Origin of the sequence: Geodermatophilus ruber, assembly GCF_900114385.1 — a bacterium.
GTDB classification, from domain to species: domain Bacteria; phylum Actinomycetota; class Actinomycetes; order Mycobacteriales; family Geodermatophilaceae; genus Geodermatophilus; species Geodermatophilus ruber.
In genome coordinates, this window is sequence record NZ_FOSW01000004.1 from 81,269 (window position 1) to 105,411 (window position 24,143).

22 protein-coding genes, 1 tRNA gene and 1 pseudogene are annotated in these 24,143 nt (G+C 75.2%); 12 read left to right on the top strand and 12 right to left on the bottom strand.

Annotation, left to right across the window (positions count from 1 at the left end):
- Positions 1-24: 24 nt before the first annotated feature.
- A tRNA-Arg gene (locus tag BMZ50_RS07900) sits at positions 25-100 on the bottom strand.
- Positions 101-266: 166 nt separating this feature from the next.
- Here BMZ50_RS07900 and BMZ50_RS07905 point away from each other — a divergent pair.
- From BMZ50_RS07905 to BMZ50_RS07925, 5 genes are read left to right on the top strand one after another with little or no spacing between them, the layout of a single operon-like run.
- Entirely contained in the window at positions 267-587 is a 321-nt protein-coding gene (locus tag BMZ50_RS07905; protein WP_091322929.1) for a GNAT family N-acetyltransferase, read from the top strand.
- Positions 588-623: 36 nt separating this feature from the next.
- Positions 624-887 (top strand): FAD-binding domain-containing protein, encoded by a 264-nt coding sequence (locus BMZ50_RS07910; protein WP_091322931.1) that lies wholly within the window; start codon positions 624-626, stop codon positions 885-887.
- The gene (locus BMZ50_RS07915) at positions 880-1,689 is read left to right on the top strand and encodes an Fpg/Nei family DNA glycosylase (protein ID WP_091322933.1); all 810 of its coding nucleotides are present in this window, start codon (positions 880-882) and stop codon (positions 1,687-1,689) included. Before BMZ50_RS07910 ends, BMZ50_RS07915 begins: the two co-directional genes overlap by 8 nt.
- Before the next feature lie 49 nt (positions 1,690-1,738).
- A complete protein-coding gene (locus BMZ50_RS07920) occupies positions 1,739-2,563 on the top strand; it encodes a glycoside hydrolase family 25 domain-containing protein (protein ID WP_091322935.1) in 825 nt (274 codons plus the stop codon).
- Positions 2,564-2,608: 45 nt separating this feature from the next.
- On the top strand, positions 2,609-4,015 hold the full coding sequence (locus tag BMZ50_RS07925; RefSeq protein ID WP_425432000.1) for an FAD-dependent oxidoreductase: 1,407 nt from the start codon (positions 2,609-2,611) through the stop codon (positions 4,013-4,015).
- A 2-nt stretch (positions 4,016-4,017) separates the two neighbouring features.
- Here BMZ50_RS07925 and BMZ50_RS07930 read toward each other — a convergent pair whose 3' ends face one another.
- Together BMZ50_RS07930 and ppc are read right to left on the bottom strand one after the other, a co-directional pair.
- Positions 4,018-5,127 carry an inositol monophosphatase family protein gene (locus tag BMZ50_RS07930; protein ID WP_091322939.1) on the bottom strand — a complete coding sequence of 370 codons (1,110 nt, stop codon included), beginning with the start codon at positions 5,125-5,127 and terminating at the stop codon, positions 4,018-4,020.
- Positions 5,120-7,915 carry a phosphoenolpyruvate carboxylase gene (ppc, locus tag BMZ50_RS07935; protein WP_091322940.1) on the bottom strand — a complete coding sequence of 932 codons (2,796 nt, stop codon included), beginning with the start codon at positions 7,913-7,915 and terminating at the stop codon, positions 5,120-5,122. The genes BMZ50_RS07930 and ppc overlap by 8 nt, the downstream gene beginning before the upstream one ends.
- A 128-nt stretch (positions 7,916-8,043) precedes the next feature.
- On the opposite strand from ppc, the gene BMZ50_RS07940 reads away from it, so the two are divergent.
- Positions 8,044-8,751, top strand: coding sequence for a class E sortase (locus tag BMZ50_RS07940; protein ID WP_091323546.1), 708 nt, complete (start codon positions 8,044-8,046; stop codon positions 8,749-8,751).
- A 9-nt stretch (positions 8,752-8,760) separates the two neighbouring features.
- The gene (locus BMZ50_RS24130) at positions 8,761-8,919 is read left to right on the top strand and encodes a hypothetical protein (RefSeq protein WP_091322942.1); all 159 of its coding nucleotides are present in this window, start codon (positions 8,761-8,763) and stop codon (positions 8,917-8,919) included.
- 10 nt (positions 8,920-8,929) lie between these two features.
- On the opposite strand, the gene BMZ50_RS07950 is transcribed toward BMZ50_RS24130, so the two are convergent.
- The 4 genes from BMZ50_RS07950 to BMZ50_RS07965 all read right to left on the bottom strand — a co-directional run bounded on the left by BMZ50_RS07950 (position 8,930) and on the right by BMZ50_RS07965 (position 12,975).
- Positions 8,930-9,787 (bottom strand): tetratricopeptide repeat protein, encoded by an 858-nt coding sequence (locus tag BMZ50_RS07950; protein ID WP_091322943.1) that lies wholly within the window; start codon positions 9,785-9,787, stop codon positions 8,930-8,932.
- 79 nt (positions 9,788-9,866) lie between these two features.
- Positions 9,867-10,844 carry an LLM class F420-dependent oxidoreductase gene (locus BMZ50_RS07955; protein ID WP_091322945.1) on the bottom strand — a complete coding sequence of 326 codons (978 nt, stop codon included), beginning with the start codon at positions 10,842-10,844 and terminating at the stop codon, positions 9,867-9,869.
- Positions 10,845-10,873: 29 nt separating this feature from the next.
- A complete protein-coding gene (locus BMZ50_RS07960) occupies positions 10,874-12,058 on the bottom strand; it encodes an ABC transporter permease (protein ID WP_091322948.1) in 1,185 nt (394 codons plus the stop codon).
- Positions 12,055-12,975 carry an ABC transporter ATP-binding protein gene (locus BMZ50_RS07965; RefSeq protein ID WP_091322950.1) on the bottom strand — a complete coding sequence of 307 codons (921 nt, stop codon included), beginning with the start codon at positions 12,973-12,975 and terminating at the stop codon, positions 12,055-12,057. The genes BMZ50_RS07960 and BMZ50_RS07965 overlap by 4 nt, the downstream gene beginning before the upstream one ends.
- Before the next feature lie 168 nt (positions 12,976-13,143).
- Here BMZ50_RS07965 and BMZ50_RS07970 point away from each other — a divergent pair.
- Positions 13,144-13,878 (top strand): annotated as a pseudogene (locus BMZ50_RS07970) (UdgX family uracil-DNA binding protein); the annotation flags it as partial.
- A gap of 44 nt (positions 13,879-13,922) precedes the next feature.
- Here BMZ50_RS07970 and BMZ50_RS07975 read toward each other — a convergent pair.
- Complete coding sequence (locus tag BMZ50_RS07975) at positions 13,923-15,314, bottom strand: MFS transporter (RefSeq protein WP_091322953.1); 1,392 nt, start codon at positions 15,312-15,314, stop codon at positions 13,923-13,925.
- 136 nt (positions 15,315-15,450) lie between these two features.
- Positions 15,451-16,098: a pyridoxamine 5'-phosphate oxidase gene (gene pdxH, locus BMZ50_RS07980; protein ID WP_425432001.1), complete on the bottom strand. Its 648-nt coding sequence runs from the start codon at positions 16,096-16,098 to the stop codon at positions 15,451-15,453.
- Between the two features lie 130 nt (positions 16,099-16,228).
- Here pdxH and BMZ50_RS07985 point away from each other — a divergent pair, with 130 nt between their 5' ends.
- The 4 genes from BMZ50_RS07985 (at position 16,229) to BMZ50_RS08000 (ending at position 20,229) form a co-directional block, all read left to right on the top strand.
- On the top strand, positions 16,229-17,359 hold the full coding sequence (locus BMZ50_RS07985; protein WP_091322957.1) for a citrate synthase 2: 1,131 nt from the start codon (positions 16,229-16,231) through the stop codon (positions 17,357-17,359).
- Positions 17,360-17,465: 106 nt separating this feature from the next.
- Positions 17,466-18,578, top strand: a complete 1,113-nt coding sequence (gene serC, locus BMZ50_RS07990) for a phosphoserine transaminase (RefSeq protein ID WP_091322959.1) — start codon at positions 17,466-17,468, stop codon at positions 18,576-18,578.
- Positions 18,579-18,789: 211 nt separating this feature from the next.
- Positions 18,790-19,701, top strand: coding sequence for a septation protein SepH (sepH, locus tag BMZ50_RS07995; protein WP_091322962.1), 912 nt, complete (start codon positions 18,790-18,792; stop codon positions 19,699-19,701).
- Positions 19,702-19,755: 54 nt separating this feature from the next.
- Positions 19,756-20,229: a YflT domain-containing protein gene (locus tag BMZ50_RS08000; RefSeq protein WP_091322964.1), complete on the top strand. Its 474-nt coding sequence runs from the start codon at positions 19,756-19,758 to the stop codon at positions 20,227-20,229.
- Position 20,230: 1 nt separating this feature from the next.
- Here the strand turns inward: BMZ50_RS08000 and BMZ50_RS08005 are convergent, their stop codons facing one another.
- The 3 genes from BMZ50_RS08005 to BMZ50_RS08015 all read right to left on the bottom strand — a co-directional run bounded on the left by BMZ50_RS08005 (position 20,231) and on the right by BMZ50_RS08015 (position 24,130).
- Positions 20,231-21,040, bottom strand: coding sequence for a TrmH family RNA methyltransferase (locus tag BMZ50_RS08005; protein WP_091322967.1), 810 nt, complete (start codon positions 21,038-21,040; stop codon positions 20,231-20,233).
- A 31-nt stretch (positions 21,041-21,071) separates the two neighbouring features.
- On the bottom strand, positions 21,072-23,198 hold the full coding sequence (locus BMZ50_RS08010; RefSeq protein ID WP_091322969.1) for a molybdopterin-containing oxidoreductase family protein: 2,127 nt from the start codon (positions 23,196-23,198) through the stop codon (positions 21,072-21,074).
- A gap of 107 nt (positions 23,199-23,305) precedes the next feature.
- Positions 23,306-24,130: a thioesterase family protein gene (locus tag BMZ50_RS08015; RefSeq protein WP_091322972.1), complete on the bottom strand. Its 825-nt coding sequence runs from the start codon at positions 24,128-24,130 to the stop codon at positions 23,306-23,308.
- Between the last annotated feature and the right edge of the window lie 13 nt (positions 24,131-24,143).

Consider the following 24,143-nt stretch of genomic DNA (forward strand, 5'->3'; position numbering starts at 1 on the left):
TACCGCGCTGACCTGCGCATTCAGTGGTGGCCCCGAGAGGATTCGAACCTCCGACACACGGTTTAGGAAACCGTTGCTCTATCCCCTGAGCTACGGGGCCGGAACGGACCGGCCGCACGCGCCGGGACGTCGGCCCCATCCTGGCACGTCCCCCCGGCGCTCCGACGGCGAGGCGAAACGTCCGGGCGCTGCGGGGCGTTACGGTTCCTGTACTCATGTCGTGTTCCGGCAACGGCGCCGGGGCGAGCGGAGGTGGAACACCAGCGATGGAGACGAGTGTGGTCGACGTCCCCGACCGGGGACGGTTCGAGATCCGCGCCGGCGACCGGGTCGTCGGTCTGGCCAGCTACCACGTCGAGGACGGCACGATGGCCCTGCCGCACACCGAGGTGGACCCGTCGGTCGGCGGCCAGGGCGTGGGATCGGCGTTGGTCGCCGGGGTCCTCGCCGCCGCGCGGGAGCGCAACCTGCACGTGCTGCCCTACTGCTCCTTCGTCCGCCACTACATCCAGGAGCATCCCGAGGAGCTGGATCTGGTCGCCGAGGCCGACCGGCCGCACTTCGGGTTGGTCACCGCCGACCGCTGACCTGCGTCGGCACCCGCGGCTGTCTACGCTCCGCGGGTGCCGATCGCGCTGCTGTGGGCCCGCCGCGACCTGCGGGTCGGTGACCACCCGGCGCTGCTGGCCGCCCGCGACGCCGCCGGCCCCGATGGCGTCCACGTACGGCGGTGGGTGCCCGAACTGCGCGACGTCCCCACCCGCTACGTGCACGAGCCGTGGCGGGCGCCGGACGACGTCCCGGCCGGCTGTCCCGAGCCGATCGTCGACCATGCCGAGGAGCGCCGGATCGCCCTCGACCGCTGCGGGAGGGTGCGCCGTGCCTGAGGGGCACACGCTGTTCCGGCTGGCCCGCGAGCAGTCGCTCGCGTTCGTCGGCCGGCCGGTGCACGTCACCAGCCCGCAGGGCCGGTTCTCCGCGGGCGCGGCGTTGCTCGACGGCCGGGTGCTCGACGAGGTGACCTCCTACGGCAAGCACCTGTTCGCCCGCTTCGGCGCCGACACACTGCACGTGCACCTCGGGCTCTACGGCCAGTACACGTCCGGCACCGGCACCCCGCCACCCCCGCGGGGGGCGGTGCGGATGCGCTGGGAGGGCGACGCGCCCGACGGCGGGGGCGCGTGGACCGACCTGCGCGGCGCCACCGCCTGCGAGGTGCTCACGGCCCCGGAGGTCGACCGGATCCTGGCCCGCCTGGGCCCCGACCCACTGCGGCCCCGGACCGACGGCATGCTCGCCCACCGGCGCATCGCGGGCAGCCGGACCGCCGTCGGCGCGCTGCTCATGGACCAGTCGGTACTCGCCGGGGTCGGCAACGTCTACCGCGCCGAACTGCTGTTCCGGCACCGCCTCTCGCCCTTCCGCCCGGGCCGCGACGTCGGCGCCGAGCTGTGGGGGCGGATGTGGGCCGACCTGGTCGCCCTGATGCGCTCCGGCGTCCGGATGGGGCGCATCGTGACCACGCTGCCCGGTGACCGCACCCGCCGGCGGGGCGCGGTGCAGCGGGACGATGCGCACTACGTGTACCGCCGCACCGGCCTGCCCTGCCGGGTCTGCGGGACCGAGGTGCGCACCCAGGAGATGGCCGGCCGCAACCTCTACTGGTGCGACGTGTGCCAAGCAGCCTGACCTAGCCGGGTCGGTGCCCGCCGCCTCACGGCTGGGTATCGTGCGCGGGATGCCGAGCCCGGTGCGTGCCGTCGCGCTCGCCGCGCTCGCGGGCCTGCTGCTGGTCCTGGGTGTGCCGGTCGCCGCGGCCGACACCTCCGACGGGCATCGCGAGGTGGGCTACGACGTCTCCTACCCGCAGTGCGACGAGGACCTGCCCGACGGCCCCGCCTTCGCGATCATCGGGGTCAACGGCGGGATCGCCACCCGGCCCAACCCCTGCCTGGCCGAGCAGCTGGAGTGGGCGGCCGGGTCATCGGGCGCGGTCCCGGAGCAGCCGCCCGTGCAGCTGTACGTCAACACGGCCAACCCGGGCCAGGTCCGGGACGAGGTCAGCAGCTGGCCACTGGCCGGCGACACGCCCTACGGCACCTGCCGCGGTGAGAACGACCTCGCCTGCTCCTGGCAGTACGGGTGGATCCGCGCATACGTCGACGCCCAGGCGTTCCTGCCCCTCGCCGCGACCGACGCCGGCCTCCCGACCGACCCGGCCGCCTACCGGTGGTGGCTGGACGTCGAGACCATGAACACCTGGCAGACCGGCTCGTCGGACGCCCGCGCGCGCAACCGCGCCTCCCTGGAGGGGATGACCGCCTACCTGACCGGGAAGGGCGGGCAGGTGGGCGTCTACTCGACCGACCTCCAGTGGCGGCGGATCGTCGGCGACGTGCCACCCGACAGCCCGCTGCACGAGCTGGACAGCTGGCTGGCCGGGGCGAGCACCGCGCGGGAGGCCCGGGCCACCTGCCGGCAGGCGCCGCTGGTGCCCGGCGGCCGGGTCGTCCTCACCCAGTACGTGACCCGCGGACTGGACCACGATCACTCCTGCGCCTGAGCCGGCCCTGGTGCATCCGGCCCCGGCCGGGTCAGGATGCCTCTCGTGTCGGTCGACGATCACCTCGGTCCCCCGTCCCCCCGACCGCTGCGCGTGGCGATCGTCGGCGCCGGCCCCGCCGGCATCTACGCCGCCGAGGCACTGACCCGCCAGCAGGAGATCCCGGTGGCCGTGGACCTCCTGGACCGGCTGCCCACCCCGTTCGGCCTGGTCCGCCACGGCATCGCCCCCGACCACCCGAAGATGCGAGCCATCCGCGACACCCTGCACCGGGCCCTGGACCACCCGTCGGTGCGGTTCGTGGGCAATGTCGAGATCGGCAGGGACCTCTCCTGCGGCGAGCTGCTCGAGGCCGTGGACGCCGTGATCTACACCTACGGAGCGGCGCGGGACCGGCAGCTGGCCATCCCCGGCGAGGAGCTTCCCGGCAGCCTGGCCGCCACCGACCTCGTCGCCTGGTACACCGGCCACCCCGACGCCGACCGCGCGACGGTGGAGGCCGCCCTCGCCCGCGCCCGCTCGGTGGTGGTGGTCGGCGTGGGCAACGTCGCGCTCGACGTGGCCCGCGTGCTGGCCCGCACACCCGCGGAGCTGGAGGCGACCGACATGCCCCAGCACGTCCTCGACGCGCTGGCCGCCGCGCCGGTGGCGGAGGTGACGATCCTGGGCCGCCGCGGGCCGGCGCAGGCCACCTTCACCACCCAGGAGCTGCGCGAGCTCGGCGAGCTGGCCGAGGCCACCGTGCTGGTCGACCCGGCCGACCTCGAGCAGGACCCGTCCGCCGCGGAGCGGGCCGCCACCGACCGGGTCGTCGGCCGCAACCTGGCGGTGCTGGCCGGGTGGGCCGGGCACGCGCCGCAACCGGGCCGGACGCGGGTCCGGCTGCGGTTCTTCGGCCGCCCGGTGCGGCTGCTCGGCGAGGACCGGGTGACCGGCGTGGAGGTCGAGCGCACCGAGGTGGACGCCGATGGTCGCGCCTCGGGCACCGGAGAGGTCAGCGCGCTCCCCGCCGACCTCGTCGTCCGCTCGGTCGGGTACCGCGGCTGCGGGCTGCCCGAGCTGCCGCTGGACGCCGGCCGCGGGGTCGTGCCGAACGAGGCCGGTCGGGTGCTGCGCGACGGCCGGCCCGCACCGCGCGAGTACGTGGCCGGCTGGATCAAGCGTGGCCCCACCGGCGTCGTCGGCACCAACAAGCACGACGCCCGCGAGACGGTCACCGCCCTGCTGGAGGACGCGACCGCCGGGGTCCTGCGCCCCCGAGGAGGTTCGAAGAACGACCTGGTGGCCGAGCTGCGGGCCCGCGGCGCCGACCCGGTGCTGCTGGAGGACTGGCGGGCGATCGACGCCGCCGAGGTCGCGCTGGGCGCCACGAGAGGGCGGGCGCGGACCACGCTGCACCAGTGGGAGACGCTGATGGCGGCGGTCCGGGAGGCGGCCGCCCGAGCGCGCTGACCTCAGCGGAGAGCGCTCAGCAGCTCCCGCGCGGTCCTCTCGCTGCCGGCGGCGACCAGCCGGATCAGCGTCCCGGTGTCCGGCTGCAGCGCCAGCGGCCCGCCGTCCGGGGTGAGCGCCACCCCGCCGGCAGCGGCGAGGACGGCGAGCCCGCCGGCGACGTCGTGCACGTGCGTGCCGCTGCGGTCGACGTCCTGCCAGGCCGCGGCCGACCCGTCGGCGACCAGGCACAGGTCCACCGCGGTGCAGCCGGTGACCCGGACCCGGCGGGCGGTCGTGGGCACGGCGACGGTGCCGCCACCCGGGGCGCTGGGGACCAGCACCGTCCCGCCGGGACGGGGCCCGACCGGCGCCCCGTCGCGCCGGGCCCCCGCGCCCACCGCACCCTCCCAGCGCCGGCCCGAGGACAGGTCGACGACGAGCCCGGCCACCGGCCGGCCGCCCTGCACCAGCGCGGCCGAGAAGGCCCACGGCGGCAGGCCGGCGCGGAAGTTGCCGGTGCCGTCGAGCGGGTCCAGCACGACCCACGGCGTCCCGTCGGCCACCGGGCGGTCGGGGCGTTCCTCGCTGAGCAGGGGCACGCCGAGCGGGGTCAGCACCTGCGCCGCGGCGAGCTGCGCGGCCTCGTCCGCGGGCAGCGCCGGGCTGCCGTCGTCCTTCACCCCGCCGGGGCCGGCATCCCGGGTGAGGGCGACGGCCGCCTCGACCCGGGTGGCGGCCAGCGCGGCGAGGTGCAGGAACCGGTGGGCCAGGGGCGCCTCGGCGGGCGGCTCCGGCACGGGCAGGACGTCACCGCGCCGCTCGTCGCGCACCCGCCCGCAGCCCCAGGAGGCGGCGGCCGCGAGGACCCCCGGCTGGTCGATGCCGACGCCCGCGCGGCGCACCAGCACCGTCTCGGCCGTGCCGTCCTCGGCCCACTCCCGGCGCAGCAGGCCCCACCGGCCGAACGGCCCGGTCAGCAGCCGCAGCGAGGGGTCGTGGCGGGCCGCGGCGAGCGCGGCCGGGGCGATCCCGGAGGCAGCCGCGACTGCCCGGACCTCCTCGCCGGTCGTGGCCACGCGCAGGTCGACCGGCCCGGGGCCGGCCCGCCCCTCGACCTCCGGCTCAGCCACTGTTGCGCAGGGCCGTGGCGATGCCGTTGATGGTCAGCTGGATGTTGCGGCGGACCAGCTCGTCGTCGTCGCCGGAGCGGCGCCGCCGCAGCATCTCGACCTGCAGGTGGTGCAGCGGCTCCAGGTAGGGGAACCGGTTGCGGATCGACCGGGCCAGCGACGGGTTGTCGGCCAGCAGGTGGTCGTCGCCGGTGATCGCGAGCAGCATGCGGCAGGTCCGCTCGTGCTCGGCGACGATCGGGTCGAGCACGCGGTGCCGCAGCTCCTCGTCGGGCACCAGCTCGGCGTACCGGGCGGCCAGCTCCAGGTCGGTCTTGGCCAGCACCATGCCCATGTTGGAGAGCACGGTGCGGAAGAACGGCCACCGGCGGTGCAGGTCGCGCAGGCCTTCCAGGCGTTGCTCGTCGCCGTCGACCCAGCTCTCCAGCGCCGAGCCGGTGCCGTACCAGCCGGGCAGCATGATGCGGGCCTGTGACCAGCTGAACACCCACGGGATCGCCCGCAGGTCGCTGATCGAGGTGCCCGCCTTGCGCGACGGGGGCCGGCTGCCGATGTTGAGCTCGGCCAGCTCACCGATCGGCGTGGCCGCGCGGAACCAGTCGACGAAACCCGGGGTCTCGTGCACCAGCGCCCGGTAGGCCCGCTGCGCCCGGGCGGCGAGGTCGTCGAGCAGCGCGTAGGCCGGCTCGGCGTCCTCCCCCAGCCCTTCGACGTCGAGCAGCGTGGCCTCCAGCGTCGCGGCGAGCATCGCCTCGAGGTTGCGCCTGGCGAGGTCGGGGTCGGCGTACTTGGCGGCGACGACCTCGCCCTGCTCGGTGATCCGCAGGGCGCCGGCGACCGCGCCGGGCGGCTGCGCCCGGATGGCGTCGTAGCTGGGGCCGCCGCCACGGCCGACGGTGCCACCGCGGCCGTGGAAGAGCCGCAGCCGGATCCCCTCCCGGCGGGCCACCTCGACCAGCGCCAGCTCGGCCCGGTACAGCGCCCAGTTGGCGGCGAGGTAGCCGCCGTCCTTGTTGCTGTCGGAGTAGCCGAGCATGACCTCCTGCACGTCGCCCCGGTTGGCCAGCAGCGCCCGGTAGAGCGGCTGGTCCAGGACGGCGGAGAGGGTCGCGCCGGCGGCCTGCAGGTCGCCGATCGTCTCGAACAGCGGCGAGATGCCGACGGGGCAGCTCGGGCCGTCGTCCCCGTCGGGGTCGAGCAGGCCGACCTCCTTGAGCAGGACGGCGACCTCCAGGACGTCGCTGACCGACTCGCACATGCTGATCACGTAGTTCGGGATGGCCCGCGGGCCGAGCGCGGCGACCCGCTCCGCGGCGGCGGTGAGCACGCCGAGCTCGCCGTGCGCGGTCTCCGACAGCTCGGCGTCCGGCCGTACCAGCGGGCGGCGCATGCGCAGCTCGCCGGTCAGCAGCGCGACCCGCTGCTCCTCGTCCAGGGCGGCGTAGTCGGGGCAGACGCCGGCCCAGGCGAGCAGCTCGGCGAGGACCTCCTCGTGGACCGCGGCGTTCTGCCGCATGTCCAGCCCACACAGGTGGAAGCCGAAGACCTCGACGGCCTCGCGGAGCCGGGCCAGCCGGTCGTCGGCGAGCGCACCGGCACCGTGGCTGCGCAGCGACGTGCCGACCGTCCCGAGGTCGGCCAGCAGCGCGTCAGGGGTGTCGTAGGCCTCCAGCTGGGTGTGCGGCGGCGGCCCGGGGACGGAGCCGAGCACCCGCTGGGCGGTGGCCGCCAGCCGGGCGTGGATGCCGTGGAGGGCGCGGCGGTAGGGCTCGTCGGCGCGGAAGGGCGAGTCGTCGCGGGACAGCTCGGCCAGGTGCAGCAGCTCCGGCGTGGGGGTGATCAGCCGGTCGGACATCGACAGCTCGTCGCGCAGCACGAGCAGCTCGCCGAGGTGATGCCCCAGCGCCGTCTCCGCCTGCCGGGTGCTGGCCCGGCGGACGGCGTCGGCGGTGACGAACGGGTTGCCGTCGCGGTCGCCGCCGATCCAGGAGCCGGGCAGGAGCATCGGCCGCGGTAGCAGGTCGGCCTGGGGCCAGCGCTCCCGCAGCGCCCGGCGCAGGTCGGCGTTGAGCGCCGGGACCACCTCGAACAGGGACAGCTCGTAGTAGCGCAGCGCCTCGTCGATCTCGTCCTCGAGCCGCAGCCGGGACAGCCGCAGCAGCGCCGTCTGCCAGAGGGTGAGCACCGCGCGCTCCAGCTGCGCCGACCACCCCGGATCGACCTCCCCGGGGGCCGACCGGTCGCGCTGCCGGATCAGCTCGGTGATCTGCCGCTGGACGCGGAAGATCGTCCGGCGGCGGACCTCGGTCGGGTGCGCGGTGACGACGGGGCAGACCAGCGCGCCGCGGAGCTCGCGGGCGATGGTGTCGCGGTCGAGGCGCTCGGCGTCCAGCAACCGGAACGTCGCGGCGAGGCTGCCCTTCTGCGGTGGGGAGCCCTCGCGGCGGTGGAACCGGCGGCGCCGCTCGTGGTGGATGTCCTCGGCGAGGTTGGCCAGCAGCGAGAAGTGGCTGAACGCGCGGATGACGTGGTTGGCCGCCCGGACGTCGAGGTCGCCCATCCGCTGCGCGAGCTCGGCCCGGTTCACCTCCGAGCGGCGCACCCGGAAGGCTTCGAGGCGGGTGGCCTCCACGAGGTCGAGGACGTCCGCCCCCGACTGCTCGCCGATCACCTCGCCCAGCACGCGGCCGAGCAGCCGGATGTCCTCGCGGAGCGGCGCGTCGGCGCCGTCCCGCTCCGTTCCCCCGTAGTGGCGCAGGTCGGCGACGTCGACGGTGGCTTCGGACACCGCCCGAGTATCGGCGCTCGGTGTGACGCGTGCGTGTCATGGCGGACGCCCGGTCCGCGCGCCGTGGTCCGAGCCGCCTCCGCATGTCGGCCGCGCCCGCCGCGGCCGGCCGACCTAGCATGGCCGCCGTGTCGAGAGGCTCCGCGGAGCTGCTGCGCACCGCAGCCCGCGGGCTGGGTCAGCTGCTGCTCACCGTCGGCTACCTGCTGCTCCTGTTCGTCGCGTACGAGCTGTGGGTGACCGATCTGCAGAGCGCGGCGCAGCAGGAGCAGCTGACGACGGAGCTGCGGGAGGAGTGGAGCCGCCCGGCCCCCGCCGCCCCGGCCGAGCTGGAGAACGGCGAGGCGTTCGCCTTCTTGCGCATCCCGCGGCTGGGCGCCGACTACGCGCGCGCCGTCGTCGAGGGGACGGGCGCCGAGGAGCTGGAGCAGGGCCCGGGCCATTACACCGGGACCGCCCTGCCCGGGGAGCAGGGCAACTTCGCCGTCGCGGGGCACCGGGTGGGTCGCGGCTCCCCGTTCCTGGAGCTCGACGAGCTGCGCCCGGGTGACCCGATCGTCGTCGAGACGGCAAGCGCCTGGTTCGTCTACCGGGTTCTCGGGGACGACGGCGGTGTGCCCGGCCGGCAGATCGTCACTCCCACCGACGTGCAGGTCATCTCACCGACGCCCAACGGGCCGGCCGACGGCCCTCCGACAGGCGCGTACCTGACCCTCACCACCTGCCACCCGGAGTACTCCGCACGCCAGCGGCTGGTCGTGCACGCCCTGCTCGAGGGCGCTCCGGTGGCCCGCGCCGACGCACCCGACGGGCCGCCCGCCCTGCGGGGAGGATGAGGAGCGACCGTGTACTCGTGGATCTGGCGGCACCTGCCCGGCGGCACGGTGGTCAAGTCGCTGCTGGCCCTGCTGCTCGTGGCCGCGGTCAGCGCCCTGCTGCTGTTCGTCGTCTTCCCGCAGCTCGAGCCGTACCTGCCGTTCACCGACGTCACCGTCGACGGCTGAGCCGGCCGGCTCAGCCGCCCAGTTCGCGCAGCGCCCGCGCGGCGAGGTCATCCCCCAGGACGGCCCCCGTCCGGAAGTGCTCCACGGCGCCGTCGAGGTCCCCGCGCCCGGCGAGCAGCACGGCCAGGTTGTGGTGGCAGTAGGTGTCCCCGGCCGCGATCCCGGCCCGGAACGCCTCCTCGGCCGCCTCGACGTCGCCCAGCTCGTCGGCGTACAGGTTGCCCAGCGGCAGCCATGCCTCCAGCTCGCCCAGCTTCGCGCCGCGCTCCAGCTCGAACCGCGCCTCCGCCGCCCGGCCGGTCTCGCGCAGCAGGTGCGCCAGGCTCGTCCGCGCGGACGGGAAGTGGCCGGCTCCGGCGCGCAGGTCGGCCTCCACCGCGGGATCGCGCGTCGTGCGCCAGCGCCAGCAGGCGACGACGGCGGCGGCCAGCGCGTCCCCGCCCGCCGCGAGCTCCGCGGCGACCGCCAGCGCCTCCTCCGGCTCCCCCTGTTCCTGGAGCAGGAAGGCCAGCTGCAGCCCACCCTCGGCGTCGCCGGCCGCACCGGCGCCGCGATAGGCACGCATCGCCCCGGCCAGGTCACCGAGCTCCTCGAGGACCAGCCCCAGGTTCATCCAGGCGTCGCTCTCCCCGCCCACGAGCGCCTGCTCGTAGGCGGAGACCGCTTCCTCCGTGCGCCCGCGCGCGGCCAGGCTGTTGCCCAGGTTGTAGAAGCCGAGGGCGTCGCCCAGCTCGGCTGCCCGGCGGAAGCACCGCTCCGCGTCCCGGTCGCGCCCCGCGTCGGCCAGGTCACAGCCCAGGTCGATCAGCTCGGCGGCGTCCCGGCAGGCGCGCAGCCGGCGCAGGCGCGCGTCCAGGTCCTTCCCCATGCCGTGATCATCAGGCCCCGGCGCGGCGAGCACGTCCCCCGTTCGGTGGCATCTCACCCCGAGGAGGCGGGCCGGGTGGTCAGCCGCCGAACGCCTCCCGCCAGGCCCGCATGAGGCTGCTCCGGCTCCACTCGAGGAACGGCGCCTGGTGCTCGCCCCCGATCTGCACCAGGGCCAGGTGGGTGAACCCGGCGTCGGCGTAGGCCCGCGCGGCCTCGATCACCGCGTCGACGTCGTCCCCGCAGGGGATGCTCCCGGCGACGTCCTCCTCCCGGACGAAGGCGGCCGCCGAGTCGAATGCCTGCGTGCCGGGCAGCTCGGAGTTGACCTTCCAGCCCAGGCCGAACCAGCGGAACAACGAGTGCGCGCGGCGCACCGCCGCCGACCGGTCGGGGTCGTAGCAGATCGGCAGCTGCCCGATCCGCGGCTTGCCGGCCCCGCCCGCGGCGTCGAACTGCTCACCGAGCTCGCCCTTGGGCTCGACGGCGATCATCACGTCGGCGAACTCACCGGCGATCCGGCAGGACTGCGGGCCGGAGACGGCGATGCCGATCGGCACCCGCTGCTCCGGCAGGTCCCACAGCTTCGCCGACTCGACGTCGAAGTGCTTGCCCCGGACATTGGTGTACCCACCGTCGAAGAGCTCCCGGATGATCCGGACCGCCTCGACCAGCCTCTCGTGCCGGACGTCGGCGGCCGGCCACCCGCCGCCGACGACGTGCTCGTTGAGGTTCTCCCCCGAGCCCAGGCCCAGCGTGAACCGGCCGTCGGAGAGCAGCTGCAGGGTCGCCGCCTGCTGCGCCACGACGACCGGGTGGTACCGGAAGGACGGGCAGGTCACGTAGGTCATCAGCGGGATGCGGCTGGTCGCGTGGGCGGCCGCGCCCAGCACCGTCCAGGCGTGCGGGGCGTGCCCCATCTCGTCGAGCCACGGGAAGTAGTGGTCGCTGCAGACCGCGAAGTCGAAGCCCGCCTCCTCGGCGCCGACCACGTGACCGACCAGCTCCTTCGGCCCGGCCTGCTCGGTCATCATCGTGTAGCCCAGCTGCATCGCCATGCCGGGCGGCTACCCGTGACCCCCGGATGTCACGCCCGCCCGGCGCGCAGCGCCTCCCGCAGCTTCGTCCGGCCGCTGGTGCGCAGCAGCGCACCGGCGTAGACCCGGCCGCCCAGCCGCACGATCAGGGCGATCGCCACGAGCATCAGGACGACGGCCAGCGCCACCTCCCAGGCCGCGACCTCCCCGGCCGCCTGCCGCACCGGCATGACCAGCGGGGACAGCCCCGGAACGTAGGAGGTGACCGTGGCGAGGGTGCCGGAGGGGTCACCGGCGGCCTGGATCGCGACGACGAACCCGATCACGAGCAGGATCGTGGTGGGCATGATCACGCTGCCGAGGTCCTCCTGCCGGCTGACCAGGGACGCCGCGACCGCGAACACCGAGGCGTAGAAGGCGTAGCCGAGGACGAACCAGGCGATGACGGTGACCACCGTCGAGATCAGCTCGCCGGGCACCGAGACCACGTCGAAGGCCAGGGCCGAGCCGGTCGCCACCACGCCGATGAGGACGATCTGGCCCAGGCCGAGCGCCCCGAGCCCGGCGATCTTCCCGGCCAGCAGCTGCCACGGGCGCATGGTGGCCAGCAGCAGCTCGACCACCCGGCTGGCCTTCTCCTCCACCACGCCCTGCGCGACGAACTGGGAGAACAGGATGAGCAGGCTGTAGAGGACGGCGACGCCGACGATCGCCACGATCACCCGCTGCTGGTCGTCCTCCGCGTCGCCCAGCGGGGTCACCGCCACCGCGGGGAGGGACTGCGCGTCCACGCCGGCCGCCAGGAGACGGTCGGAGATCGCCAGCCCGCTGACCGCACCGCCGACGACGGCCTCGAGGGTGGGGTCCCGGTTCTCCACCAGCAGCTCCGGCGCGGAGCCGGTCCCGTCCAGGAGGGCGGCGTCGACCTCCCCGTCCTCGACCGCGGCGCGCGCGGCGGCCGCGTCGTCGTACTCGGCCACCTCCACGTCGACCCCGACGGCCTCGCCCTGCGCCTGCACGGCGGGCCCGAGCCGGCCGGCCTCACCGACGATGCCCAGCCGGGCCGCGTCGGCCCCGGAGTTGGCGATCACCTGGAAGGCGATGCCGCCGATGAGCAGCACGACGATGACGATCGAGCTGATGATGAAGTTCTTGTCGCGGATGCGGCTGGAGATCTCCCGGCCGGCGACCAGCCGGACCAGGGCGGCGCTGCTGGGCGTAGACGGCTCGGTCACGCCGCCACCTCCTCGCCCCGCTCGGCCGGATCGGCGACGGCCTCGCGGAAGAGCTCGACGAGGGTCGGCTCCCGCCACGCGAAGTGGGTGACCCGGCCCGTGCGCAGCGCCGCGGCGAGCACGGCCTGCTCGTCGGCGCCGCCGTCCAGCTCCAGCAGGGTGTCGCCGCCCTGCTGGGAGACCACCCGGACGCCGCTCAGCGTGCTCGCCCACCCCTGCGGCGCGTCGGGCACGACGACCCGCAGCACCCGGCCGGACTCCCGCTGCCGCAGCTCGGTGACGGTGCCGGTGGCGACCATGCGGCCGCGGGCGAGGATGCCGACGGAGTCGCACAGCCGCTCGACGAGGTCCAGCTGGTGGCTGGAGAACACCACCGGGACGCCGGCGCGGACCTGCTCCAGCAGCGCCTCGGCGAGGGCGTCGACCCCGACGGGGTCCAGCCCGGAGAACGGCTCGTCGAGGATGAGCACCTCGGGGCGGCCGACCAGGGCGGCGGCGAGCTGCACCCGCTGCTGGTTGCCCAGCGACAGCTTCTCGACCTGGTCGCCGCGGCGGGCACCGAGGCCCAGGCGCTCGGCCCACTGCTCGGCGGCCCGGGCGGCGGCGCGAGAGTCCAGGCCGTGCAGCCGGGCGAAGTAGGCCAGCTGCTCGCCGACCTTCATCTTGGGGTAGAGACCGCGCTCCTCCGGCATGTAGCCGATCCGGCGGCGCAGGGCCTGGTCCAGCGCGCGGCCGCGCCAGCGGACCTCCCCGGCGTCGGCGCGGGCCAGGCCCATCGCGATGCGCATCGTGGTGGTCTTGCCCGCGCCGTTGGCGCCGCAGAACCCGAACATCGAGCCGGGGGCGACGGTGAAGGCCACGCCCTCCAGGACCCGGTTGTTCCCGTAGCTCTTGGAGAGCCCGTCGAACTCCAGCACAGCGGTGGTTCCCCCTTCGTCGCGCCGAGACCGTATCCGGTCGGGCCGACGACCCCCGGGACCTCCGGCGGGTGCGCCCACCCGGTCGCCGGCGCGCGGGGCGGCGAGCGGCCGGGGCGGGATGCCCCACCGGGCGCGGGGACGCCGACGGTCCGCGGCACCAGCCCGCGGGCCGCGCCCGTCTGCCCTGCGGGGCCGGCGCATCTGCGGTCTGATCGGGCCATGAGCCAGGAGAACGCCCCGGCGCAGCCCCCGAACGGGGTCGGCCTGGACGGGCTGCGCGCCGCCGCCGCCGGCTGCCGGGCGTGCGAGCTGTGGGAGAACGCCACCCAGACGGTGTTCGGCGAGGGCCCGGAGACCGCGCGGATCGTCTTCGTCGGCGAGCAGCCCGGCGACCAGGAGGACCGCAAGGGCGAGCCGTTCGTGGGACCGGCCGGGCGGTTGCTCGACCGCGCGCTCGCCGACGCCGGCATCGACCGCCGCGACGCCTACATCACCAATGCCGTCAAGCACTTCGCCTTCACCACGCGCGGCAGGCGGCGCATCCATGAGACGCCGGGGCCCGAGCACCTGCGGGCCTGCCGGCCGTGGCTGGAGGCGGAGTTCGCCGTCCTCCAGCCGGAGGTGGTGGTCTGCCTGGGCGCGACCGCGGCCAAGGCGCTGATCTCGCCGTCCTTCCGGATCACGAAGGACCGCGGGCAGCTGCTCCCCTGGACCCCGCCGGGCGGGACCCCGCCGGGCACCGCACCCGACGAGGACGACGACGAGGACGCCCCGCACCAGACCTGGATGCTGGCCACCACTCACCCGTCGGCGGTGCTGCGGACGCCGGACGACGCCCGTGCGGCCGCCTACGACGCCCTGGTCGCGGACCTCACGGTGGTCGCGCACGCCCTCGCCTGAGCACGGCCGGTCCTCCCGCCCTGTACCGCGGTGCCCGCATGCGGTTATCTGGGCGCGGGCCCCGGCCGGTCCTCGCCACTCTCGGGGGCGGGCGAGTCCGGCCGGGGCTCGCCCGCCAGGGCGGTGGGCCGCATCGCGCGCGAGGCGCGGAAGAACCAGAACGACGGCACCACCAAGGCGACGAGGACCATCGCCACGACCACCACGACGCCGCCGGAGACCATCGCCGCGGTGACCCCGGCCGCGCTGGCGATCGCCCCGGCCCGCAGGTCGCCGAGCCGCGGCCCGCCCGCGACGACGACGAGGAAGACCCCCTGCATCCGCCCGCGCATCTCCTCGGGCGCGGCCAGCTGCAGCATCGAGGAACGCAGCACCGCGCTGACCATGTCGCCGGCGCCGGCGAGCGCCAGGCACAGCACCGCCAGCCACAGGGTCGGAGCGAACCCGAAGCCGATGATGGCCAGGCCCCACACGACGATCGCGGCCAGGACGACGGCGCCCTGCCGGTCCACCCGGGAGACCCACCCCGAGGTCAGCCCGCTGACCAGCGCACCGATCGAGACGCCGGCGAACAGCCAGCCCAGGCTGTTGGGCGAGTCCGCGTACCGGCCCGCCGACAGCTCCGGGAACACCGCCTGCGGCCAGGCGAACGCCATCGCGATCACGTCGACGACGAAGGTCATGAGCAGCACCGGCTGGGTGCGCAGGAAGGCGAACCCCTCTCCCACCCCGCGCACGGCGGCGGCCAGCCGCAGCGACCCGGCCGCGCGGCCGGGGAGCAGCGGGGGCAGCCCGCGCAGCAGCAGCACCGCCACCAGGAACCCGAGGGCGTCGACCGCGTAGGTGATCGGCAGGTTCCCGACCGCGATGAGCACCCCGGCCAGCAGGGGGCCGACGATCACGCCCACCTGGCGCACGGTCATCGCCAGCGCGTTGGCCGCCGCCACCCCCTCGACCCCGACGATCGCCGGGATGACCGCGCTGCGCGCGGGCTGGTTGACCGCCGTGAAGCCGGAGACGCAGGCGGTGAGCACCCACAGCAGAACCAGGTTGCCCCCGCCGGGCAGCAGCGCCTGGACCGCGAGCAGCGCGCTGGTGACCGCCGAGCCGGCACCGGTCACCAGCATCAGCCGGCGGCGGTCCATCGAGTCGGCGATCGCCCCGCCGAGCAGCCCGAAGACGATCAGCGGCACCAGCGCGATCACCGACGTGACGCCGACGAGCAGCGAGGAGCCGGTGAGGGCGAACACCTGGTACGGGACGGCGACCAGCGTCATCTGCTGGCCGAGCATGGTCGCCGCCACGCCCCAGAACAGGCGCCGGTAGTCCGGGTTGCGCAGGGGGCTGGTGTCGATCGCCCAGGCCCGCCGGCGGTCGACCGGAACCGGCTCCTCGACGCCCGCGCCGCCCTCGACCGGGTCGACAGGAGAGGTCACGAGATCTCCGGTTCGCTCTGCCGGCCTCGCTGCAGGGGCCCGCGCCGAGCCTGCGAGAGAAAGGACCGCGTTCTCCTCACCCCTCGCTCGCTCGGGGCGAGCCTCTGAACGAGGCCGAGGTCGCGGGTGTCCTTCTTCATGGGGCCAGCCGCTGGACGATCCAGCCGCCGCCCTCCTCGTCGTCCCGCACGAACCGGAGCCGGTCGTGCAGCCGGTCGGCGCCGCCCTGCCAGAACTCCACGCGGTGGGGGACGACCCGGTAGCCGCCCCAGCTCGCCGGCCGCGGCACCGGGCCGCCCGCCGTCTCCTCGTCGAGCAGCCGCACCCGCAGGACCAGCTCGTGGACGGAGTCCACGACCGTCGACTGCACCGACGCGGCGGCGGCGAGCTGGGCGCCGCGGGGCCGGGGGTACCACAGGTCGTCGGAGGCGGTCTCCCCGATGCGCTCGACCCGCCCGGCCACCCGCACCTGGCGCTGCATGGCGTGCCACGGGAAGACCAGCGCCGCGCGCGGGTTGACCGCCAGCTCCGCGCCCTTCGTGGAGGCGTAGCTGGTGCCGAAGACGAAGCCGTACTCGTCGTAGCCCTTCAGCAGCACGGTGCGGGCGTCGGGGGCGCCGTCGGCGTCGGCCGTGGCCACCACCACCGCGTTGGGCTCGGGCAGCTCCGCGGCGACGGCGTCGGCGAACCAGCGGTCGAACTGCTCGACCCAGGTCGGGGCGAGGTCCTCCTCGCGGAGAGCGGGACGGTCGTAGTCCCTGCGCATGCGGGAGAGGTCGGGCACGACGCACATGCTGTCATCGGCCCCACCCGCCCCGCCTGCGCCCGGCGTGTCGGCACGGCCTAGGGTCGCAACCGCAGTCGTGCGCCATCCCCCGTGCGCGCACGTGTCCGCGCGCAGAGGAGCATGCGAGATGGCCGACGACTTCGTACCCGGCCTGGAGGGCGTCATCGCCTTCGAGACCGAGATCGCCGAACCCGACAAGGACGGCGGAGCACTCCGGTACCGCGGCGTCGACATCGAGGACCTGGTCGGCAAGGTCACCTTCGGCAACGTCTGGGCGCTGCTGGTCGACGGCAAGTTCGGCCCGGGCCTCCCGCCGGCCGAGCCCTTCCCGATCCCCGTGCACACCGGCGACGTGCGCGTCGACGTGCAGGCCGCGCTGGCGATGCTCACCCCGATCTGGGGCTACCAGCCGCTGCTGGACATCAGCGCCGAGGAGGCCCGCGAGGAACTGGCCCGCGCCGCCGTCATGGCGCTGTCCTACGTCGCGCAGTCCGCCCGCGGTATCGGCGTCCCCGCCGTCCCGCAGAAGCGGGTCGACCAGGCCTCCACCATCGTCGAGCGGTTCATGGTCCGCTGGCGCGGCGAGCCCGACCCGCGGCACGTCGCCGCCGTCGACGCGTACTGGACCTCGGCCGCCGAGCACGGCATGAACGCCTCCACCTTCACCGCCCGGGTGATCGCCTCGACCGGCGCGGACGTCGCCGCCTCCCTCTCCGGCGCGATCGGCGCGATGTCCGGCCCGCTGCACGGCGGCGCCCCCTCCCGGGTGCTGCACATGCTCGACGGCGTGGAGCAGAGCGGGGACGCCGAGAAGTACGTGAAGGACCTGCTGGACCGCAAGGAACGGCTCATGGGCTTCGGGCACCGCGTCTACCGCGCCGAGGACCCCCGCGCCCGCGTGCTCCGCAAGGCCGCCGAGAACCTCGGCGCGCCCCGCTTCGAGGCCGCCCTGGCGCTGGAGAACGCCGCGCTCAAGGAGCTGCGCGAGCGCCGTCCCGACCGGCCGATCGAGACCAACGTGGAGTTCTGGGCGGCGATCGTCCTCGACTTCGCCGAGGTGCCGGCCCACATGTTCACCTCGATGTTCACCTGCGCCCGCACCGCCGGGTGGTGCGCGCACATCCTCGAGCAGAAGAACACCGGCCGGCTGGTCCGCCCGTCGGCGCGCTACATCGGCCCGGCGCCGCGCAAGCCCGAGGAGGTCGAGGGCTGGGACACCATCACCACCCGGGCCTCCACCCAGGTCGCGCCCGCCTGAGCCCCGTCCTGCTGACGCACCGACGGCCCGGGCCCGCGTTCTGCGGTCCCGGGCCGTCGCCGTCACACCGCCCCCCACGTCCTGCGATCCGAGAGGCATTCCCTGGATGAGCATCACCATCCCCGCCGACCTCCTGCCCGCCGACGGTCGCTTCGGGTGCGGCCCGTCGAAGGTCCGCCCCGAGGCCCTGGAGGCGCTGGCCACCCGCGGCGCCGCGCTCATGGGCACCTCCCACCGCCAGGCCCCGGTGAAGGGCCTGGTCCGGCAGGTGCGCGAGGGCCTGACCCAGCTGTTCGACCTGCCCGACGGCTACGAGGTCGTGCTCGGCAACGGCGGGACGACGGCGTTCTGGGACGCAGCGATCATCGGGCTCATCCGGGAGCGCAGCGCCCACGGCAGCTTCGGCGAGTTCTCCGCGAAGTTCGCCTCCGGGGCCGCCGAGGCGCCGTTCCTCGCCAACCCGGTCATCGCCAGAGCCGACCCCGGCTCGCTGGCCCTGCCCACCGCGACCGAGGGCGTGGACGCCTACGCCTGGGCGCACAACGAGACCTCCACCGGCGTCATGGCGCCGGTCGAGCGGCCGCACGGCACCGACGACGCGCTGGTGCTCATCGACGCCACCAGCGGCGCCGGCGGGCTGCCGGTCGACGTCTCGCAGACCGACGTCTACTACTTCGCGCCGCAGAAGTCCTTCGCCGCCGACGGCGGCCTCTGGGTGGCGCTGATGTCCGGTGACGCGCTGCAGCGGGTGGCGGAGATCAAGGCCTCGGGCCGCTGGATCCCCGGCTTCCTCGACCTGTCGATCGCCGTCGACAACTCGGGCAAGGACCAGACCTACAACACCCCGGCGATCGCGACGCTGTTCCTGCTGGCCGACCAGATCCAGTGGCTGCTGTCCCTCGGCGGGCTGACCGGCGCGGTGGCGCGCACCCAGGACTCCTCGAGCCGGCTCTACGGCTGGGCCGAGCGGTCCTCGTTCGCGACGCCGTTCGTCAAGGACCCCGAGCAGCGCTCCTTCGTCGTCGGCACCGTCGACTTCGACGCCTCGGTCGACGCCGCCCAGGTGGCCAAGGTGCTGCGCGCCAACGGGATCGTCGACACCGAGCCCTACCGGAAGCTCGGGCGCAACCAGCTGCGGGTGGGCATGTTCCCGGCCGTGGACCCCGCCGACGTCAGCGCCCTGACCGCCTGCATCGACTACGTCGTCGAGCGCCTCTGAGCCCGTGAGCGGGGTGGATCCGTGCGGGTGACGCGCACGGATCCACCCCGCTCACGACCAGCGGTCGAACCACTCGGCCGCGAGAGCGGATTCCACGCCGCGCCGGGGCGCCTGCGTGGCGCCTCCCGGCCGCGCGGATAGCCTCGGAGGCCGGACTCTCCCCGGAGCGGTTCGCACGGTCCACACACTCGGTCCCGCCAGGAGGTCGCCCATGCGCACGCTGCGCCTCGTGGCGCTCTCCGACGACGGCCGGAGCCTGATCCTCACCGTGGAGGGCGCGGACGCCGGCGAGGAGGGCGAGCGGTTCGAGCTGCCGATCGACGACCGGGTCCGGGCCGCCGCCCGCGGCGACGCCCGCCGCCTCGGCCAGATCGACGTCGAGATCGGCGCCACCCTGCCGCCCCGGGTGATCCAGGCCCGCATCCGGGCCGGGGAGACCCCCGAGGAGGTGGCCGCGGCCTCCGGCATCCGCGTCGAGCGGATCATGCGCTTCGCGCACCCGGTGCTGCAGGAGCGGGAGCGCGTGGCCGAGCAGGCCCGCGAGGCCCGGGTCCGGCTCTCCGACGGCACGTCCGCCGTCCCGCTGCAGCAGTTCCTGTCCGAGCGCCTGCGGCTGCTCGGCGCCGACCTCGATGCGGTCCGCTGGGACGCCTCCCGCGCCTCCGACGGCGTCTGGCAGGTCACCGCGGCCTGGCAGGCCGGCGCGAAGTCCGGGCTCACCCGCTGGGCCTACGACATCCCGGCGCGCACGGTGACCCCCGCCGACGCCGCCACCACCGACTTCGCCGAGGGCACCCGGCTGGTCCGCGTCGTCCCGCACGTGCCCAGCGGCGGCCCGCCCGCAGCACCCGTCATGCGCAGCCGCCCGGTGGTCGTCGTCCCCGACGACGAGGGGCTCCCGGCACCCTCCGAGCGGGTCGCCGGCGCCGCGGACGGCGGGGAGGACGCCCCGGCCGGCGAGCGCCGCACCGACCGCGCCGCCACCGTCGGGGACGACGACATCGCCGAGCACGACACCGTCGTCCTCGGCCGCCCCGGCGAGGCGGACGGCGAGGCGGAGGACCCGCGGGCCCGCATCCCGGCGTGGGAGGACATCGTCTTCGGGGTCCGCCGGCAGCGCTGAGCCGCGGAACCGGGCACTGGTGTCCGGCGTTGTCCCCGGGGTAGGGGGTGCGCCATGGCAGCGTCGGTGTCCATGCCGCTCGGCGGCGTGCAGGTGGGGTCCTACGACAGGTACGACCAGGCGCAGGCCGCCGTCGACTTCCTGTCCGACGAGAAGTTCCCCGTCGAGAACGTGACGATCATCGGCTCGGACCTCAAGCAGGTGGAGAAGGTGACCGGCCGGCTCACCTGGGGCCGCGCGATCGCGGCGGGCGCGGCCGCCGGGGCCTGGTGGGGACTGTTCGTGGGGCTGCTGCTCGGCATCTTCTCCGCCGACGGTGCCGCCTGGATCGGCTCGATCCTCTCCGGGCTGCTCATCGGCGTGCTGTTCGGCGTGCTGTTCGGCGCCGTGGGCTACGCGGCCACCCGCGGACGGCGGGACTTCACCAGCCTCAGCACCATCGTCGCCGGCCGCTACGACATCATGTGCGACCCGGCCTACGCCGAACAGGCGCGCGCGCTGCTGGCCCGCTTCTCCCTGCGCGGCTGAGTCAGCGGAGGGCCGCGAACGCGACCGCGGCCGCGGCGGCCACGCCGAGGGAGTCCACCCCGGCGCGCATCGGGATCCGGGCCCGCACCCGCGCCGCCCGCTGCGCCTCGGGGGTCAGCCCGGGCCCCTCGGCGCCGAGCAGCACCGCGGTGCGGGGATGCGTGCGGGGATCGATCTCGTTCAGCTCGACCGCATCGGGGGCCGGGGTGAGCGCCACGCTCAGGTAACCCGCGTCGTGCAGCCGGGCCACCCCGTCGGGCCAGTCGGGCAGGACGGCGAACGGCAGCGCCAGCACGTGCCCCATGGAGACCCGCACCGAGCGCCGGTAGAGCGGGTCGGCGCAGCGCGGGTCCAGCAGCAGCCCGTCCACCCCGAGCGCCACCGCGGAGCGGGCGATCGAGCCCAGGTTCTCCGCGTCGTTGAGCGCCTCCAGGACGGCCAGCCGCCGCGGCGCGGCCGGGTCGGGGCCGGCGAGCAGGGCGTCGAGGTCCTCCGGCGGGCGCCGGTCGGCCGAGGCGAGCACCCCGCGGGTCAGCCGGAAGCCGATCACGTCGGAGAGCACCCACTTGTCCGCCTCGTAGGCCGGCACCCCCTCGGGCAGGTCCAGCGCCGCCACCCGGCCGGGCACGCCGAGGACGGCCCGCACGCGGTAGGGCGAGGCCAGCAGCCGCTCGACCGCCGGCACCCCCTCCACGATCACCGGCCCGGTCCCCCGCTCGGTGCCCGGCCGGCGGTCCCCGGCCTTGAGGTCGCGGAAGTCGGCGACCCGATCGTCCTCCGGGTCGGTGATCAGCGTGGGGACGGCGGGCACGCCCTCGATGATGCCCGCCGGGGTCGGGCGCTCAGACCGGGGCCACCTCGACCCGGGTGTCGGAGAAGGTGGGGGCGTTGCCGAGGTCGGCGAACACGAACGGGGTGACCGCGTTGACCGTGGCCCCGTCCTTGGTGTTCTTCGGCCACGCCCCCACCGGGCAGACGACCACGCCCGGGGCGACGTCGTCGGTCACCCGGGCGAGGACGACGAAGGAGCCGCGATCGTTGAAGACGCGGACGTACCCGCCGTCGGGGATGCCGCGCTCCTCGGCGTCCAGCGGGTGGATGCTCACCGCCGCCTCGCCCTGCACCCGCTTCTGGTGTGCCTGGTCGCCGGCGCTGGAGTTCAGGAAGGCGTGCGACTTCGGGGAGATCAGGTTGAGCCGGTAGCCGGAGTCGGCCGTCTCCCGCGGCGGCACGTAGTGCGGGAGCGGGTCGACCGCGCCGCCTGGCTGGTACTCGTTCGAGCCCTGCCGGAACAGCGGGACGACGAAGTTGCCCGCCTCGGCGGCGAGCGAGGAGCGGAACTCGGTCCTCCCCGACGGAGTGGGGAAGCCCCCCTCGGCGTGCGGTGCGTACTCGTCGGCCGAGGGCAGGTTCAGCCGCGCCCACCCGGTCCGGCGCAGGGAGTCCACGGTGATGCCGGCCATCGCCGGCGCCGTCCAGTCGAACGCCTCGGCCACCATCTCCTCGTCGGTGCGGGTGAAGCACGGCTCGTCGAAGCCCATGCGGGCGGCCAGCCTGCGGAACAGCTCGGTGTTGGGTACCGCCTCGCCGAGCGGGGCGATGGCCGGGGTGTTCAGGGTGACGTAGAAGTGGCCCCAGCTGAACATGATGTCCAGCTGCTCGAGCTGGGTGGTCGCCGGCAGCACGATGTCGGCGTAGCGGGCGGTGTCGGTGAGCACGTGGTCGCTCACCACGGTGAACAGGTCCTCCCGGGACAGGCCGGCGGCGACCTTGGCCTGCTCGGGGCAGACCACCATCGGGTTGGAGTTGTAGACCATCAGCGCGGTGATCGGCGGGTCCAGCCCGAGCTCCCCGGTCAGCGCCCGGCCGAGCAGGAACTGGTTGACCACGCGGGTGCCCGGCGTCGCGAGCTCGGGGTGCATCAGCGCGCCCCAGTTCACCGGGAACGCCCAGAGCGGGAGCTGCAGCAGACCGCCGCCGACGTGCCGCCAGGCCCCCACGAGCGCGGGCAGGCAGGCGATGGACCGCACCGCCTGCCCTCCCCCGGCGTGCCGCTCGACGGCCACGCCGATCCGGATCATCGCCGGCCGGGTGGTGGCGTACTCGCGGGCCAGGGTGCGGATGTCCTCGGCCGCGATACCTGTCTCCCCGGACGCCCACTCGGGGGTGTACCGCCGCACCCGCTCGGCCAGCTCGGGAAAACCGACCGTGTGGTCGCGCACGTAGGCCTCGTCGGTCAACCCCTCGGTGATGATCACGTGCATCATCGCCAGCGCGAGGGCCCCGTCGCTGCCCGGGCGGATCGGGAGGTGCCAGTCGGCCAACTTGGCCGTCCGGTGGCGCACCGGGTCGATGACGACGACCTTCGCGCCCCGGCGCTGCGCCTCGGCGACGAACGGCCACAGGTGCAGGTTCGTCGAGGTCATGTTGCAGGCCCACACGATGATGTAGCGGGAGTGCACGAGGCTCTCCGGGTCCACCCCGGCGGTGGCGCCGATGGTCATCGTGTAGGCGGTGCACGCCCCCGAGTCGCAGTAGGTCCGCTCGGAGATCGTCGCGCCCAGCCGGTTGAAGAACGGGTCGCCGACGTTGAGCCCGTTGAGGACGCCCTCGGTGCCGAGGTAGCTGACCGGCATGATCGCCTCGGGGCCGTGCTCGGCGGCCGCGGCGCGGAACCGCGCGGTGATCTCGTCCAGGGCGTCGTCCCAGCTGATCCGCTCGAAGCGGCCGCTGCCCTTCGGCCCGGTCCGGCGCAGCGGGTGGAGCAGGCGGTCGGCGCCGTACACCTTGTCGACGTAGTTGTTGACCTTCACGCACAGGCCGCCCCGGGTGACGGGGTGGTCGGGGTCGCCACGCACCTCGATCGCCCGGCCGCCGGCGACCGTGACCAGCATCGCGCAGGTGTCGGGGCAGTCGTGGGGGCACGCCCCGCGCACGGTGGTGGTGGGAACGTCCTCGGTGGCGGTCATCCGGCTTCTCCTCGGCCCACCCCGGGGCCCGGGCGGCCCGGGGTCGCGCGCAGTGTCCTGCGCGCCGACGGGACTCGCCAGGCTCCCGGCCGCGGTGGCCCGCGGGATCAGCGCGGCAGGCGGGCCAGCTGCCGGCTCTGCGCGACCAGCCGGCCGGTGGAGTCCCAGATCCGGTAGTCCTCGTCCAGCCAGCCGCCGGCGATCTCGCTCGCCCGGGCCTCGACCAGGCACCACCCGGGCGCGGGCAGCGCGCGCACCAGGACCTGCAGCTGCACCGTGGGCGCCCAGCCGAATCGGCCGATCGCCCAGCTGGTCGGCGGCAGGGCGTCGGCGAAGAGCAGCAGCGCGAGCGGGTCGGGCTCCCGGCCGTCGGCCAGCCGCACCCAGGCGCGCATGACCGGCTCGTCCGACGGCCGGGCCACCGCCCAGCCCGCGGTCACCGGGTCCAGCCGGGTGTGCACCCGGGTCCGCAGGCCCACCTCCGGCAGCGGGTGCGCCAGCGAGCCGTCGTCCACCGGGGGGAGGCAGCGCTCCACCGGGGTGGCCTCCGGCGGGGGCGCCGCGGAGTACGCCGGTGGCTCGCCGGTCAGGGTCGCCGTCGTCACCTGGGCCGACAGCGTCGGGCCGTCGGGACCGGCCAGGACGACCGAGGAGTGCGCCAGCGTTCGGCCGGCCGGTCCGGCGGTCACCGCGAGCGCCGCCGGGCCGGGCCCCGTGGCCCGCAGGAAGCTCGCCGACAGCGCCACCGGGTGCGGGTGCGGGCTGCCCACCAGGGCCGCCCGCGCCACGACGGCGAGCAGGTAACCGCCGTTGAGCACTCCCGCTCCGACGTCCCAACCGGGGTCGAGGTCGGCGACCAGCCCCCCGCCCTCGGTGCGCGTCACGGCGGTGGCGGCATCGAACACGGACGGAACGGGGTCGGTCTGCGGCACGCGGCCCAGACTG